The organism is Streptomyces sp. NPDC059994, assembly GCF_042737755.1.
Lineage (GTDB): Bacteria > Actinomycetota > Actinomycetes > Streptomycetales > Streptomycetaceae > Streptomyces.
Genome location: NZ_JBHWUR010000023.1, coordinates 1 through 15,007, shown reverse-complemented (window position 1 = coordinate 15,007; position 15,007 = coordinate 1). Strand labels below are relative to the sequence as shown.

Genomic DNA, 15,007 nt, shown 5'->3' with positions numbered 1-15,007 from the left:
CTTCCAAACATCCTTGAGAGGGATTACGTTCATGTCGTACGAGCGTTCAACAGGTGCCGTGTCGTATGAGCCTTGAATGACCACGTGTGTGATGTTGTCGCGCTTCATCTTTGGTGCGCCGTAGATGACTCCCCGGATGGTTCCGGTGAGCTTGTATCCGAACATCGAGCGGTATTTGACACGCATACCAATTTGAACGCCTGCCGGGGTTACCATCCCGACCACCACGAGCGAACCTCTTCCGGGTCTTCCTCGTAGTTCTCTCGGATCACCTCATCAAGCGAAGTGTTCGGGTTTTCGAGGATGTGCATAACGGCATTCACGACCATGTTCATGAGGTCCTGATCACGTTCCGACCCTGCAAGCTCTTCCGCTACGAGATCCACGCCAGCGTTGACCGCCGAAGAAATGTCTTCCCGCGTCCAGACGTAAACCGTTTTACGGGAGCCCGGCCGCATCGCTCCGGCGCCCATCTTCACGGCGTCCGAGCGTCCGAGGACTTCGAGAGCTGTCCCACGGCCGGCCTGGGGCTCCTGGTGCATCAGTGTCATTTTCTTACTCCTCTTCCCATGCGGGCAGGAGGCATCCCGTCCGCGCGTCATTCCAGCCATAGATTGCGAGCGGTCCGGGCTCTCCTCGATCCTGCTCCACCATCTGAAATGGCAGATCATTCACGCAGTGGTCGACCATGTAGCGGTGAGCGACCTCATAAGCAGCCGGGCCATTCGAACCGGCCGCTACTACGGTCCAGCTACTTTCGTCCCACTCCGTAAGCTCAAACTCGAATGACCACGTTTCGCATTGATCGTGGGCACCGCACTCAAGTACGTACAGACCCGCCGCAGTCTGTTCGAGATCGTCCACCTTCACGGTCGCTTTCATTTCAGCGGCCCTCAATCCACGTACCGCTTTCGTCCATACGGGCACTCCCGACCAGGAATCCAGCCGCGTCACTGCGCCCCTTCATGGGCACGTAGATGCCCACGTGGTCTCCCTTCACGTACTCGATCGACCCGCGATAGCTGCCAGCCTGACGACGGCTGTACTCGCAATACGGAAGCCGGACCTGTACCCGCATCCCGTAGACCAGCCGTTCGCGGTTCATTTCGTTAAGGTGAATCGTCTTCATGACTTACCCTTTCGTTCGCACTCTCGCCTGTCTGAGAGTCCATAGCCGCGCCCGCATGTCACATTCCAACTTGCGGACCCGACTAAAGGCCATCAGCTATGCAGCCATTCGGTAGGGGTAGCGAGCCCTGGAGCACTTGACGCAAGCCCGCATCATGACTTTCACTTCTGCGACGCTTGCATACGATCCGGAATGCTTGAGCGTGTCGACGTAGACACTCAAGCAATCGCAGTCGCCTTCGGCGTAATCTTCTGTGCAACCCCAGCAGAGCGCACTACCCTTTTCCGTCTTCAACCACTCATCACAGTGCAAGCACTTCTGATATCCGAGATGCCCCATCGCATCTTCCACGTCACATGATGAGCAGTTAGAGCAATGCGGGACCTCTGGCATGTTATTGATGACATCCCCAGGCTCAACACCCGTGGGCAAGGTGTATTGGTCCGCAATCATGGTGCATGCGTTATCCCACTCCAGCTCCGACAACCGCTCATCATCGAGAATGGGATACCCTGCCAGCTTGTTGGATATCTGGCGCGCGATCCTCAGTCCTCGGATGTCGCCAGCATCGAAGGCAACCAGGCCGCGCCAGTCCCAGTGTTCGACTCCGGCCGCTTCAAAGGCCGCGTGCGCGGCCTCTGCGTTGACCCTGATCACGTTCTCTCGGCAGTCGCAGTTGTAGTAGCCCCCCGAATTCCAATCAGACAGGGGTGACCCGTCCGAGTCTTCGATGAGCCCGAACCCCTTGGCTACGGTGAGACCTTCCGCGCTGTCGCGCATGTCCCACATGCCATACATTCCGAACTCCCCGCCACCATAGGTGTGCGGCGAACGCTCGGCATACTCACGGGCAAATCGACTAATGCGGAATCCCTTACGGGGTGAGTCGTCCGCAATCTTTTCCATGGTTGCTCCCTTATGTTCCTCGCTATGAGCTAGCGAGCCATAGCCAGTCTCACATTCCAACTTGTGAGCCTGACTAAGGCGCTCTAGGTCACCTGACACCAGTCAGGCAGGCGTTACCCCTGCCATCCTCGATGCGCTCGCCAGACTGCCGACAAAGGCCATCGGTGAAGCCATCGTTAAACGTCGCTACTGCATCGGCCTTGATCGCCGTTGCTGCATAGGTAAATCCCCCCGCAAACGCCAGGGAGGAGAACACCAGCACACACGCTATGAGTACAGCTCTGTCGCGCATCATGTACGCCCCTCTCGCTTGTTCTGAGTGCCGTACTGTCACTCACCCCCACACATCCACCCTCAGGCGCTTAGAGACGCACTGCGGGCCGTTGCTCATGGCTTTGGTCCTGTGCGCTGGATACGTCGTATCGATTGGGTGTGTGAGAGTCAATCTCAGTAGTGCATTGATCTATCCATGCCGGGGCGATCACATCCCGCTATCCGCTCACTCTCCTATGACGTACTCCGAACCACGCTGCATCACATGCAGATATAGGGACGGGCGCTCTAGGTTCATCCCGGTTATTCGCTTCACCGGGTGTGGCCTATGTGATGTTCCTAGTCGGTTTCCCTGCAAGCCCTAGGGGCTCTTACACAGGGACCTGGTCCTAGTACCTAGGTTGTGGTCCGTACTGCCTTTGGGAGCCGTTCCTAGCGCTCCTGTCGCGGCCCTGACGCCCGGATTCAGATTCAGGCCCCGTATCCACACCCCGCTTAGCGGGTGGGTCTCGGTTGGCCTTTCCGGTCGGTGTCTCGCTGACAAGAAGAACACTGTCACACTCCAACCTGACTGTCCACCTCATGTACGCGTCAAGACTATGTATCACTCTTTGCATCAACACACCTCAAGCCCTTGATATCAAAGGAGACGCACGCGAAACCACAAAGCCTATCGAATGTCAATAGCGAAACGGATGATAACCGTCACACAAACAGGCCGGTCGATGCACAGTGGATACGGCCTGTCTATGTGGAAACACTACAATGAATAGCCTTGCCCTCTAGCGACTCCCTACAGAATGCACCTTCCTAGAAGCCTGCACCCAATAGTGATGCAATACACATCTCCACAACCCTCTAGCGCATTCCGATGTGTGCTATCGCGTCACTAGAGCGTGACCCTTACCACTCCGTATCGATACTTGGCGACACTGGGCACGGAGCGTGCACCTCGTAACGATCTGTATGGGCACGAATACCTACCGATTACAGTCAGTTCATTCATTCTCAAAAGATATTGGGCGCTAGCTGAAATGCAGCCAGAGATATTGCGCATTCGCCCACCACCTAATGAATGAACTAACCCACACACATGCAACGCATATACATACGGGGGTAATACCTGTGCATTCATTCAAAGGACCCACCAGGGGTGCCTTCCTTCGATCGTGTACAGGTATGAACTAACTGACGGCCCCCTGCGGGTCCGCCGGCCTAGGACCCTTAAGGCCCTCCCACGGCCTCTAAGTCACCTTTGGGTGGCCATTCAGAGCGTTTCCGAGGTGATGGCAGCTCTCTAACCTCACCAGCGCTTCAAATCAGCATTCAAATCATGTGATCCGGATCTCATTCGGGGAGCTTGGCGTCCTGCCGGCCGCTCAAAGACACCGACATTTCTTGTGAGGGGGTTATATACCCCCGAGCAGTGGGACGAGGCGCGAGGCCGGCGCCGAGATGGTCACCCAGCTCGCCTCCCCGCCCCACCCAAGACGGGGGCGGAGGTTGCAGCATCACCCATGAATGAATGAACTAACTGCCACACAAACGTTGATACAAAGTTGAGCCTCGTGAGTATCGAAACCCTTCTCGCAAAGATCATCTTTGGCTAACATCGGGCTATGGAACTCGGTGAACCCATGGCGATAGGTGGTAGGTCCCTCCCCCAGCCGGCCTGTGAGGAGCGCAGCGCGGCAGACGTGTTCCTGCTGAACACGCTCGCCAACATCGCGGCGTGGCGAGCTGCTGAGGGGGCTTCCAAGGTCGAGGAAGGCGCCCAGGACGAGGTTGCGGTGCGGCTGACCCCTCAAGAGTTCGAGCATGTGATGAGGCTCCTCGCGGGGGACGGTTCCGGCCTCTCCAGGGGCATCTTGGAGGCTGTCACGGACCCCGAGCAGGAGCGTCTAGGCGACGTTTCCGCAGGTGAGTGGGTGTCTCTGCCTCTCCCGACCTCTCATGATGTACTGTCGGAGCCACATTCGTGGCGCCGGTCCTCATGGGCCTGGACCCCAACCTCGCGATCATGATGTCCGGCGTCGCCACGGTCATCTTCCTGCTCGCCACCAAGGGCCGGGTGCCCAGCTATCTGGGCTGCTCCCTCTCCTTCGTCGGCGTCGCGGCCGCGATCCGGGCCACCGGGGGCACCAGCGCCACCGTCACCGGCGCGGTCTTCGTCGTCGGCATCGTGCTGTTCGCGGCGGGCCTGGCGGTGCAGCGGTTCGGCGCACGGATCATCCATGCCGCGATGCCGCCGATCGTGACCGGCGCGGTGGTCATGCTGATCGGCTTCAACCTGGCGCCGGTCACCGCGGCCACCTACTGGCCGCAGGACCAGTGGACCGCGCTCCTGGTGATGTTCTTCACCGGGCTCGCCGTGGTCTGTCTGCGCGGCTTCTGGTCCCGGGTCGCGATCTTCCTCGGCCTGCTCTTCGGCTACGGCATCTCCTGGCTCTTCGACCGCGTCTTCGGCAAGATCCACTCCGTTCCGGGCGCGGGCGAGGCCACCGACCACTGGCGGCTCGACCTCTCCGGCGTCGGCCGGGCCGACTGGATCGGCCTGCCCTCCTTCCACGCCCCGCACTTCGAGTGGTCCGCCATCCTGGTCGCCCTCCCCGTGGTGATCGCGCTGATCGCCGAGAACGCCGGACACGTCAAGGCCGTCGGCGAGATGACCGGCGACGACCTCGACGACAAGCTCGGCACCGCGATCGCCGCGGACGGCGCCGCCTCGATGCTCTCCACCGCCGTCGGCGGCCCGCCCAACACCACCTACTCCGAGAACATCGGCGTCATGGCCGCCACCCGCGTCTACTCGACCGCCGCCTACTGGGCCGCCGCCGGGTTCGCGCTGCTCTTCGGCGTCTGCCCCAAGTTCGGCGCGATCGTCGCGGCCATCCCCGGCGGCGTCCTCGGCGGCATCACCGTCATTCTGTACGGCATGATCGGCCTCCTGGGCGCCCAGATCTGGATCAACGCCAAGGTGGACCTGCGCAATCCGCTGAACCTGGTCCCGGCGGCCGCGGGCATCATCATCGGCATCGGCGGCGTCACCCTGAAGTTCACCGACGACTTCCGCCTCAGCGGGATCGCCCTCGGCACCATCGTGGTCATCACCGGCTACCACGTGCTGCGCGCCCTGGCCCCGGCCCATCTGAAGGAGCAGGAGCCGCTGCTCGACGAGGGCACGTCGTCGTACGACGACGGCAGCGGCGAGGGCGGCGCGGCCGCGGGGGCTCAGCGCGCCAAGTCGTAGGCGTAGTCGGGAGTGAAGCTGCCCGCCGTGCCCCGGCAGCCGTCGGACTCGCCGGGCACCTTCACCCACAGATAGGCGTCGATGCGCGCCTCGCCCGTGTGCGTGGTCGGGGTGCGTCCCAGCGCCCGTCCGGCCGGGTCGCACCACTCCCCGCCGGGCGGCGCGCCTTTGCCGTTGCGGCTGGTGTCGATCACCGCGCCCAGCCGCGCGGGACCGCCCAGCGCCTTGAGCACCCGCCGCGCGTACGCCACTTCGTCCGAGGTGCGGTGGAAGTTGGAGACGTTGGTGAAGATGCCGTCGCCGCTGGTGGCCGCGCCCGCCGCGCGCAGCAGCCCGGCCATCTCCCCGGCGTCGCGCCATCCGGAGTGGCCCGCGTCGAAGTACACCCTGGCCCGGGCGTCGGTGCTATGGATCGCCCGCCCCGCCCTGGCCAGCGAGGCGAACCGGGCGGCGCGCTCGCCCTCGGAGAGGCAGTCCGACTGGGCGATCGCGTCCGGCTCCAGGACCACGATGACCGGTGAACGCCCGAGCCCCGCCGCGAAGTTCCCGATCCAGGTGTCGTACGCCTCAGGGCTCGGCGCACCGCCCTGCGAGGCGCCGCCGCAGTCCCGGCCGGGAATCGCGTAGGGGACGAGCACCGGCACCCGCCCCTGTCCGGCCGCCGCCGAGGTCACCGCCCGCACCTCGCGCGTGATCGCGCCGGGGTCGTACTCGGTGAACCAGACCGCCGTGGGCTGGTCCGCGATCCGCCGCTCGATCAGCGACCGGCGGGGGTCGTCGGGGTGGTCCCGCACCCAGTCCAGGACCTGCGAGTCGGGCGAGCGGTAGAGCGCGGCGGAGACCGCCGCCCGCGACGGCGACGGGGTGGCCGAGGGCTTCGGGGCGAGGGACGGCTCGGCCGGGCGCGGGGTCTCCCGCGGGCGTGACGGCGTCGCGGATACCGAGGGGGGCACGGCGGGCAGGGTCACCGTGGCGGCCGAGGCGGTCGCCGTGGGCCGGGCCGTGTCGTCGCCCCCGCCCCCGAGGGCCGCCAAGGCGCCCGAGACCGCGCCGGCGGCCACGACCGCGCAGGCCAGCCCCACCATGGCGGCACGCCGCACGGCCGAGCGGCGCGCGGCTCTGTCGTCCCGGCGCCTACGCGCGCGTGACGGCGGTGTTCCCGGCACCGTGAACTCCCCTCCCCCAAGGCCCCGATGGCCGCGTGTTCACCCGTTCCGGGGAAGCCCCGGGCCCGGCGGCGTCCCGGAAAGCGCGGTGCTGGGACGCTGCCCTCATGGTGCTGATCGAACAGCGGGCAGGTGGCACGGAGCTCTCCGGAGCGTCGGTGGACACCGTAGCGGCGCGGATGCGGGCGCTGCGCGCGAGCCTGCCGCCCAAGGACGGCCTGGCCGTCTTCAACCGGGTCTATCTGGCGGTCACCGAGGAGATCGGCCGGTCCCTCACCCGGGGGGCGTTCGACGACTCTCGGTCAGCGGCGACGCTGGACGTGCTCTTCGCCGGGCGGTATCTGCGGGCGGTGGACGCGGTGGCGGCGGGGCGGCGGCCGCCCGCCTGCTGGCGGCCGCTCTTCCAGTACCGGCGCCACCCGGGCGTACGCCCCCTCCAGTTCGCGCTCTGCGGCATCAACGCCCACATCGGGCACGACCTGGCGCTCGCCGTCGTCGACAGCTGCCGCGCCCTGGAGTGCGAGCCGGACGGGCTTGAGCGGGACTTCGAACGGGTCGGCGACACCCTGGTGGCGCTGGAGGAGCGGGTGCGCGAGGAGCTGATGCCCGGGCCCGATCTGCTGGAGGTCGCGGACCCGCTCACGCACCTGCTGGCGTCGTGGAGCCTGGAGCGGGCGCGCGACGCGGCCTGGTCGTCGGCCCGGTTGCTGTGGAAACTGCGGGAACTTCCCGACCTGTCCCGGGAGTTCAGAGAGCGGATGGACGCGGGTGTCGGCCTGGTGGGGCGGTGCCTGCTGACGCCTTACGCGGCCCCTGCTTCGGCACGAGGAGTTCACTCATGGCTATCCGGCTCGGACTCGGCCTTCCGCAGATGAAGCGGTACGACATCGGGCGGGACATTCCCATGGTCGCCCGCGAGGGCGAGTTGACCACCATCGCCCCCTCCGAGGTCGGCCCCAAGCCGGCCCGGCCGATCCCGGTGTACCTCGCGGCGGCGGGCCCGGGGGCGGTCCGCCGGGTGGTGGACCGGGCGGACGGCTGGATGCCGGTGGCCCAGGGCGCGGACCAGCTCGCCAGGGCATGGACGGAGCTGCGGGAGCCGGCCGCCGAGCGCGGCCGGGAGCGCGCGACAGAGGTGTGCGTCCGCGTGAACGCGCGGTACAGCCCGAAGCCGTACGAGGGCGCCGACCGCCCCCCGTTCGCCGGCAGCGCCGCGCAGATGGTCGAGGACCTGGTGGCCCATGCCCACGAGGGCATAGGCGAGTTCCTGCTCGACCTCCAGGGCACCACGCGCGACGCGGAGGAGCTGAAGGACGTGACGGCGGAGGTGTACGGGCTGGCGCGCGCGGCGGGGCTGTAGACGGACGGGCTGCGAACGGACGGGCCACGAACGACCAGGCTGCGAACGAACAGGCTGCGAACGAAAAGGCTGCGAACGAAAAGGGGCCCGGGAGCGAAAGCCCCGAGCCCCTGCCGTCATCGGCCGTCATCGGCCGCCGGTGGCCGTCAGTCCTCCGGCAGCTCGACCGGGGCGATCTCGTCGTACAGGTCGCCCGGGCCGGGGTTGGTGCCGTCCGTCGCGCCGCCGAGGTGGTGCATGACGCCCCACACCGCGTTCAGCGCGGTCTGCACCGCGCCCTCGGCCCAGCCCGCCGTCCAGGAGATGTCGTCGCCCGCGAGGAAGATGCCCCGCTTGTCCTCGGGCAGCGAGTCCTGCATGAAGTGCGTGAACAGACGGCGCTGGTAGCGGTAGTGGCCCGGCAGGTTCGCCTTGAACGCGCCCATGAAGTAGGGCTCGTTCTCCCACGACACGGTCACCGGGTTACCGATGATGTGCTTGCGGATGTCGACCTTCGGGTAGATCTCGCCGAGCGACTTGAGCATGACCTCCATGCGCTCACTCGCCGACAGCGGCAGCCACTTCAGGCTGTCGTCGCACCAGGTGTAGGAGAGGCAGATGACGGCGGGCCGGTCCGGCCCGTTGTCGAGCAGGTAGGTGCCTCGGGTCATCCGGTCCGTCAGCGTCATCGACATGACGTCACGGCCGGTCGGGTTTCCCCTGTCGTCGACGGCCTTGTCCAGCCAGAACGGCCGGTCCACCGGCACGAAGAGCTTGGAGCTCTCCATGTAGTGGGTGCGCTCCATCGCCGTCCAGTGGTCGATCGGGAAGAGCGAGTCGTCGCACGCGATCTTGGAGAGCAGCATCCAGGACTGCGCGGTGAAGATCGCCGCACGGTAGGTGCGGATGTCTCCGGACGCGTCGGTCACCGTGATCCGGTTGCCCGCGGTGCGGGTCAGCCGGGTCACCGCCGGACGCGGCGTGCCCTCGTGCAGCGAGGAGAGCGAGGTGCCCTGCGCCCAGTGCACGATCTTCTCCGGCTCGCGCTCCCACAGCCGCAGCGGCAGCTGCTGGGAGCCGCCGACGATGCCGCGGTGGTGGTCGTCCGCCTCGGTGTAGACGACGCGCAGGATCTCCAGGATGGAGTTGGGGAAGTCGGTGTCCCAGCCGCCGGTGCCGAAGCCGACCTGGCCGAAGATCTCGCGGTGGCGGAAGGACTTGAAGGCCTCCGACTTGCAGAGGAACCCGTAGAAGGTCTCGTCGTCGAGCTTCTCGACGAGCTTGGCCCAGATCTCGCGGATGCGCGGGACGTCCCGCTCGCGCATCGCCGTGTTCATGTCGGAGAAGTCGGCGCCCTCTTCCAGACAGGCGTTCCACGCGGCGGACACATCGCGGTAGACCTGCGGGAGGTCGGCGATGGTCTCGGCGTAGTGCGTCTCGCCCTTGAGGTCGACGACCGTCGAGGGGGTGGCCTCGGCGAGCGGGTTCGGGAACGGCTCGGTGACCAGGCCGACGAGGTCGATGTAGTGCTGGAGCGCCGTCGAGGAGGGCGGGAAGCGCATCGCGCCCATCTCGGCGGTCAGACCGTCCGTGCCGGGCCCGTCGAACTCGACGGTGCGCAGCCGCCCGCCGATCTGGTCGGCCTCGTACACGACGGGCTTGAGGCCCATCTTCATCAGCTCGTACGCGGAGATGATGCCGGACAGACCGCCGCCGATGACGGCGACCTCGGTGCCGTGCTCGGTCGCGGGTATCTGACCGAGCCCGGCCGGGTGGGCCAGGAAGTCGTCGTACGCGTAGGGGAAGTCCGGACCGAACATGGTGATCGGCGGCTGGCCGTCGGTGTGCGGGACAGCGGTGGGCACCGTGGACGTCATGGGGTACGGACTCCTTGCACAGTACGAGGGGGGGTGGGGGCGGCCGGAAGGGTCCGGGTCAGACGAGGGAGGTGTAGAGGCCTGGGCGGCGGTCCCGCAGATACGGGTTGTCGGCGCGCGAGGCGGCCAGGAACTCGGGGTCGGCGTCACCGACGACCAGTTCGGCCTCGCGGCCCGCGCGGGCCCGGGCGGTGCCGTCGGGCCCGGCCAGACAGCTCAGCCCGACGAACTCGAACTCGCCCTCGGGGCCGGTCCGGTTGACGTACGCGATGTACATCTGGTTCTCGAAGGCGCGCACCGGCACCACGGACTCGGCGACGAACTGGAAGGGGTGCATCTGCGCGGTGGGCACCAGGAGGAGGTCGGTGCCGGCCAGCGCGTGCGCCCGGACGTTCTCGGGGAACTCCACGTCGTAGCAGATCATCATCCCCAGCCGCAGCCCGTTCAGCTCGGCCTGGACGACCTGCTGGTCGCCGGGGGTGAACCACTCCTGCTCGAAGCAGCCGAAGAGGTGGGTCTTGCGGTAGTTCGCCAGGCGCTGCCCGTCGGCGTCGATGAGCTGGGCCGAGTTGTAGACGGTCTCGCCGTCCCGCTCCGGGTAGCCGTAGAGCACCGCGAGCCCGTGCCGCACCGCGATCTCGGCGACTGCCCGCGCCCCGGGCCCGTCGGCGGCCTCGGCGAGCTTGGGCACGTCGTCCCCGATGGCGTAGCCGGTGAGGAACATCTCGGGACACACGACGAGCCCGGCCCCGGTCGCCGCGGCCCGGCCCGCCGCCTCGTCCAGCACCTTCAGGTTCGCGGCGACGTCACCCGGACGGCCGGAGCTCTGGAGCAGGGCGGTGCGCAGCGGCGGCATGGCAGACCTCGGGGGCGTAAGGGGGTGAGGGGGTCGCCTATGACGGTACGTTCCGGCCTTCGGCCCGGACAAGGCGCGACCGTTGCGCGCCGGAGGATCTTTCATTGCGCGTCAGGGGCCCTCGGCGGCGATTCGTTGCGTGGCGTTGACGTGGCCCTTACGCCTCGGGGTGTACCCGAGGGCCCACTCCCCCGCCGTACGGCGGAGGCGGTCCCTCCTCGGGTGCGATGCGGCGGGCCCGGCGGCGGCGGGAAGCTGAGTGCGCCCGGAGGACCCGGGCGCCGCGCAGCACGACCGCTTCGGAGGACCCGCAATGAACCGTCCCGCCCTCTCCCGCACCCGTACCCGCACCCTGGCGCCGGCAGCGGCCCTGCTGATCGGCGCGGGCGCGGCCGGGTCGGCGGTCGCCTCCGACAACGGGGCCGGGCGGGGCGCGCCGCGTGAGGCGGCCGCGCTGACGGGGACGGCCAAGCTCTACCGCCCGGCCGGGGACGACATCACCTTCTCCTTCGACGCGCATCTGGCCGCGAAGGACAACAAGGACCCGGAGAAGGCGTTCGGCACGTTCACCTGGCGGCACGTCTTCCCGGACGGCCGGACCGGGACGGCCAAGGCGAAGGTCGACTGCCTGATCACCGGCGGCAGGGTCGCGGTGGTGACCGGAATCGTCACCGAGAGCGACACCCCGTTCACGGGCAAGCGCCTCGGTGTCTCCGTCAGCGACCAGGGCACGCACGACCGGCTCGGCTACAGCTGGATCGGCTCGGAGGACGAGGCGACCAAGAAGCTGCCCAAGTGCATGAGCGCCGCCCCCTTCGAGAAGGTGAAGGCGGGCACCAGCGACTTCCATGTGCTGCCGTGGCAGGTCCCGTACAACTAGGGCCCGACCTCCCCGGTCAGGCGGGCGAGCCCGACGAGAACCGTCTGAGCAGCGGAGAGAGCACCAGGACCGACTTCGTCCGCTCCACGTACGGCTCGCCCGCGATCCGCTCCAGGACCCGCTCGAAGTGGCGCATGTCCGAGGCGAAGACCTGGACGATCGCGTCCGCCTCACCGGTGACGGTGGAGGCGGACACGACCTCGGGGTACCGCTCCAGGCCGCGCCTGATGGCGTCGGGCGAGGTGTTGCGGCGGCAGTAGATCTCAATGAAGCCCTCGGTCTCCCAGCCGAGCGCCGCGGGGTCCACCCGGACGGTGAATCCGGTGATGGCCCCCTCGGCGCGCAGCCGGTCCACGCGCCGCTTCACGGCGGGCGCGGACAGGCCGATCAGCGAGCCGATGTCGGCGTAGGAGCGGCGGGCGTCTTCAGCGAGCGCGTGGACGATGCGCTCGTCGAGGTCATTGAGTCGCACTGCGGGTGGATCACTTCTCTGCGGATACGGTGTCCGTGGCCGTGGCCAGTCGGGAGCGGCGGATGCCGTATCCGAAGTAGATCACGAGACCGACGGCCATCCAGACTCCGAACACGGTCCAGGTGGACGTGCCGAGGCCCTTCATCATGTAGATGCAGAAGAAGAAGCCGAGAATCGGGCAGAGCCAGCCGAGCGGGGCGCGGAAGGTGCGCGGCATGTCCGGGCGGGTCCTGCGCAGGACGATGACGGCCACGTTGACCAGCGCGAAGGCGAAGAGCGTGCCGATGCTGGTGGCGTCGACGAGGTCGCCGAGCGGGACGGCCGCGGCGAGCACACCGCAGAAGAGCGACACGATGACCGTGTTGGCGCGGGGGGTGCCGGTCTTCGGGTGGACCTTGCCGAAGACCTTGGGGACCAGGCCGTCGCGGGACATCGAGAACAGGATGCGGGTCTGGCCGTACAGCACGGTCAGCACCACGCTGGCGATGGAGATGACGGCGCCGGCGGCGAGCAGCGTGCCCCAGAAGGCCTGGCCGCTGACGTCGTTCATGATCGCGGCGAGAGTCGCCTCGCTGCCCTCGAAGGTGCTCCACTTGCGGGCGCCCACGGCGACGGCGGCGACCAGGACGTACAGCGCGGTGACGATGATCAGCGAGAGCATGATCGCGCGCGGCAGGTCGCGCTGCGGGTTCTTGGCCTCCTCACCGGCGGTGGAGGCGGCGTCGAAGCCGATGTAGGAGAAGAAGAGCGAGGAGCCCGCGGCGCTGACACCCGCCATGCCCAGCGGCATGAAGTCGGAGTAGTTGCCGGACTTGAAGCCCATGATGCCGATCGAGCAGAAGAGCACCAGGGTGACGATCTTCACCGCGACCATGATGGTGTTCGCGCGGGCCGACTCGCGGGCACCGCCGAGCAGGAACACCATCGCGAGCAGCACGACGATCAGCGCGGGCAGGTTGAATATCCCGCCGTCGCCGGGCGGCGCGGAGAGCGCGTCAGGGATGGTGACGCCGATGGTCCCGTCCAGGAGCTCATTGAGGTACTGGCCCCAGCCGACGGCCACGGCCGCGACCGAGACGCCGTACTCCAGGATCAGGCACCAGCCGCAGATCCAGGCGACGAGTTCGCCCAGCGTTGCGTACGCGTACGAATACGAGGAGCCCGCGACGGGGATGGAGCCCGCCAGCTCGGCGTAGGAGAGCGCGGAGAACAGCGCGGTGAGCCCGGCGAGGACGAACGACAGGGTGACCGCCGGTCCGGCCTCGGGGACGGCCTCGCCCAGGACGACGAAGATGCCGGTGCCGAGCGTGGCGCCGATGCTGATCATCGTGAGCTGCCACATGCCGAGGGTGCGGCGCAGAGTGCCGCCCTCGCCCTTGCCGCCCTCGGCGACCAGCAGTTCTACCGGCTTGCGCCGCAACAGCGGGTTGCCGGGCCGCTGCGCCCCGGTGGCCGGTGCAGCTGCGGTGGGGGGCGCTGTGCCGTGGTCCAACACTTCAGTGGGCTCCTTGTCGCTGCCTTCGGGAGCCGACGACCGCGACGGTCCGGCCCTTCCCGTACGAAGGGGCAATCCGGGCATGACTGAGCACACCGTGGCCGGTACCGCCGAGCAGGCGGTCGCCGCCACTCCACGTATCGCGAGAAGAGTAAAGGGTTCCGCTTCCCGCTCGTAATGCAGCAACCTTGCGCATCGGTGAATGATCATTGCGCACAAGGGCGACGGATGGGTGTTTGTTGCGCATCAGCGTTCGATCCGTGCGTGAACGGGGTGCGCGGGCCCCGCGCGGCGGGGTAGGAGTGAGGTCCCCGACACCTTTCCGGGCCGCTCGGGCACCCCACGATCGGAGGCACCGATGACCTGGCTGGACCCGGATCCGTTTCTGCGCGGAGTGGCGTGGCGGGACGCGAAGGGCCGGCCGGTGCGCGCCGACCCCGACGACCTGGCCCGGCTGCCCTGGGACACGGCGGAACGGGCCGGGCTGCCGATCGGGGTGCGGCTCGAATTCGCGGCCGACGGCGCGTCGGCCGTGGAGATCCGCTACCGCGCCGAGGTGCCCGCGCCCACCGAGAGGATGCGCGCGCTCGCCCACACCTTCGCGCTCTGGACGGACGGCCGCCGCGTCCACGAGACGGCCGTGGCACCGGCCAAGGAGGCGGTCGCCGTACTCCGACTCCCGCCCGGCGGCGGCCCGTTCACGGTCCATCCGCCCCAGGACCGCTCGCCCCGGATCCTCGCCCTGCGCGGGGTCGGCGGCACGCTCGCGCCCGCGCCGCGCGGCCCGCGCTGGCTGGTCCACGGCGACTCGATCACCGAGGGCTGGTGGTCGACCCGCCCCGCCCACGCCTGGCCCGCCGCGGCCGGGCGCGCGCTCGGCCTGGACACCGTCAACCTCGGTTACGCGGGGGCCGCGCGCGGCGAACTCGCCACCGCCGAACAGCTCGCGTCCCTGCCCGCCGACGTCCTGACCCTCGCGTTCGGCACCAACTGCTGGTCGGGCGTGCCGACTTCGGCGCCGCTGCTGTACGAGACGACGCGCGCGTTCCTCGCCCTGGTGCGCCGGGGCCACCCGCACACCCCGCTCCTGCTGCTCTCCCCGCTGCTGCGCCCGGCCGCCGAGCGGACCCCGAACGCCCTGGGCGCCACTCTGAGCGCCTTGCGCGCCGCGATGGAGGCGGCGGCCCGGGACCACATCACGGGCGGCGACAGCCGCCTTCACGTGCTTCCTGGGCGCGACCTGCTGACCCCGTCGGACCTGGCGGACGGCTTGCACCCGAACGACGGGGGCCACGAGAAGATCGCGCAGGCGGTGGCGGAGGCGCTGCGCCCCCACATATGAAGGTGGGCCCCCGCGCAAAGCG

The 15,007-nt window shown here is 67.8% G+C and carries 15 protein-coding genes and 1 pseudogene; 6 read left to right on the top strand and 10 right to left on the bottom strand.

Going from position 1 to position 15,007, the window contains the following annotated elements; genetic code table 11:
• Positions 1-209: 209 nt before the first annotated feature.
• From ACFWA7_RS14670 to ACFWA7_RS14650, 5 genes are all read right to left on the bottom strand, one after another.
• On the bottom strand, positions 210-551 hold the full coding sequence (locus ACFWA7_RS14670; RefSeq protein ID WP_385823152.1) for a hypothetical protein: 342 nt from the start codon (positions 549-551) through the stop codon (positions 210-212).
• Positions 552-555: 4 nt separating this feature from the next.
• Positions 556-882: a hypothetical protein gene (locus tag ACFWA7_RS14665; protein ID WP_385823150.1), complete on the bottom strand. Its 327-nt coding sequence runs from the start codon at positions 880-882 to the stop codon at positions 556-558.
• 1 nt (position 883) lies between these two features.
• Positions 884-1,129, bottom strand: a complete 246-nt coding sequence (locus ACFWA7_RS14660; RefSeq protein WP_385823147.1) for a hypothetical protein — start codon at positions 1,127-1,129, stop codon at positions 884-886.
• Positions 1,130-1,225: 96 nt separating this feature from the next.
• Complete coding sequence (locus ACFWA7_RS14655) at positions 1,226-2,035, bottom strand: hypothetical protein (protein WP_385823145.1); 810 nt, start codon at positions 2,033-2,035, stop codon at positions 1,226-1,228.
• A gap of 88 nt (positions 2,036-2,123) precedes the next feature.
• Positions 2,124-2,330, bottom strand: coding sequence for a hypothetical protein (locus tag ACFWA7_RS14650; protein ID WP_385823143.1), 207 nt, complete (start codon positions 2,328-2,330; stop codon positions 2,124-2,126).
• A 1,597-nt stretch (positions 2,331-3,927) separates the two neighbouring features.
• On the opposite strand from ACFWA7_RS14650, the gene ACFWA7_RS14645 reads away from it, so the two are divergent.
• Both ACFWA7_RS14645 and ACFWA7_RS14640 read left to right on the top strand, forming a co-directional pair.
• Complete coding sequence (locus tag ACFWA7_RS14645; RefSeq protein WP_385823141.1) at positions 3,928-4,332, top strand: hypothetical protein; 405 nt, start codon at positions 3,928-3,930, stop codon at positions 4,330-4,332.
• Positions 4,275-5,558, top strand: a pseudogene (locus tag ACFWA7_RS14640) (uracil-xanthine permease family protein); the annotation flags it as partial. The gene ACFWA7_RS14645 and the pseudogene ACFWA7_RS14640, both read left to right, overlap by 58 nt.
• Here the strand turns inward: ACFWA7_RS14640 and ACFWA7_RS14635 are convergent.
• The gene (locus ACFWA7_RS14635) at positions 5,540-6,643 is read right to left on the bottom strand and encodes a glycoside hydrolase family 6 protein (RefSeq protein WP_385823139.1); all 1,104 of its coding nucleotides are present in this window, start codon (positions 6,641-6,643) and stop codon (positions 5,540-5,542) included. The pseudogene ACFWA7_RS14640 and the gene ACFWA7_RS14635 sit on opposite strands and share 19 nt — an antisense overlap.
• A 188-nt stretch (positions 6,644-6,831) precedes the next feature.
• Here ACFWA7_RS14635 and ACFWA7_RS14630 point away from each other — a divergent pair, with 188 nt between their 5' ends.
• Complete coding sequence (locus ACFWA7_RS14630) at positions 6,832-7,599, top strand: DUF5995 family protein (RefSeq protein WP_385546576.1); 768 nt, start codon at positions 6,832-6,834, stop codon at positions 7,597-7,599.
• Positions 7,563-8,084, top strand: a complete 522-nt coding sequence (locus ACFWA7_RS14625) for an LLM class flavin-dependent oxidoreductase (RefSeq protein ID WP_385823137.1) — start codon at positions 7,563-7,565, stop codon at positions 8,082-8,084. Before ACFWA7_RS14630 ends, ACFWA7_RS14625 begins: the two co-directional genes overlap by 37 nt.
• A gap of 146 nt (positions 8,085-8,230) precedes the next feature.
• Here ACFWA7_RS14625 and ACFWA7_RS14620 read toward each other — a convergent pair whose 3' ends face one another.
• The gene (locus ACFWA7_RS14620; protein ID WP_385823135.1) at positions 8,231-9,940 is read right to left on the bottom strand and encodes a flavin monoamine oxidase family protein; all 1,710 of its coding nucleotides are present in this window, start codon (positions 9,938-9,940) and stop codon (positions 8,231-8,233) included.
• A 58-nt stretch (positions 9,941-9,998) separates the two neighbouring features.
• Complete coding sequence (locus ACFWA7_RS14615; RefSeq protein WP_385546567.1) at positions 9,999-10,796, bottom strand: carbon-nitrogen hydrolase family protein; 798 nt, start codon at positions 10,794-10,796, stop codon at positions 9,999-10,001.
• Positions 10,797-11,109: 313 nt separating this feature from the next.
• On the opposite strand from ACFWA7_RS14615, the gene ACFWA7_RS14610 reads away from it, so the two are divergent.
• The gene (locus tag ACFWA7_RS14610; RefSeq protein WP_385823133.1) at positions 11,110-11,676 is read left to right on the top strand and encodes a Repetin; all 567 of its coding nucleotides are present in this window, start codon (positions 11,110-11,112) and stop codon (positions 11,674-11,676) included.
• Between the two features lie 16 nt (positions 11,677-11,692).
• On the opposite strand, the gene ACFWA7_RS14605 is transcribed toward ACFWA7_RS14610, so the two are convergent.
• Positions 11,693-12,148: an Lrp/AsnC family transcriptional regulator gene (locus tag ACFWA7_RS14605; RefSeq protein ID WP_385546562.1), complete on the bottom strand. Its 456-nt coding sequence runs from the start codon at positions 12,146-12,148 to the stop codon at positions 11,693-11,695.
• Between the two features lie 10 nt (positions 12,149-12,158).
• Positions 12,159-13,643 (bottom strand): amino acid permease, encoded by a 1,485-nt coding sequence (locus ACFWA7_RS14600; protein ID WP_385546559.1) that lies wholly within the window; start codon positions 13,641-13,643, stop codon positions 12,159-12,161.
• A gap of 358 nt (positions 13,644-14,001) precedes the next feature.
• Here ACFWA7_RS14600 and ACFWA7_RS14595 point away from each other — a divergent pair, with 358 nt between their 5' ends.
• Entirely contained in the window at positions 14,002-14,985 is a 984-nt protein-coding gene (locus ACFWA7_RS14595; RefSeq protein WP_385823131.1) for a GDSL-type esterase/lipase family protein, read from the top strand.
• Positions 14,986-15,007: the final 22 nt, after the last annotated feature.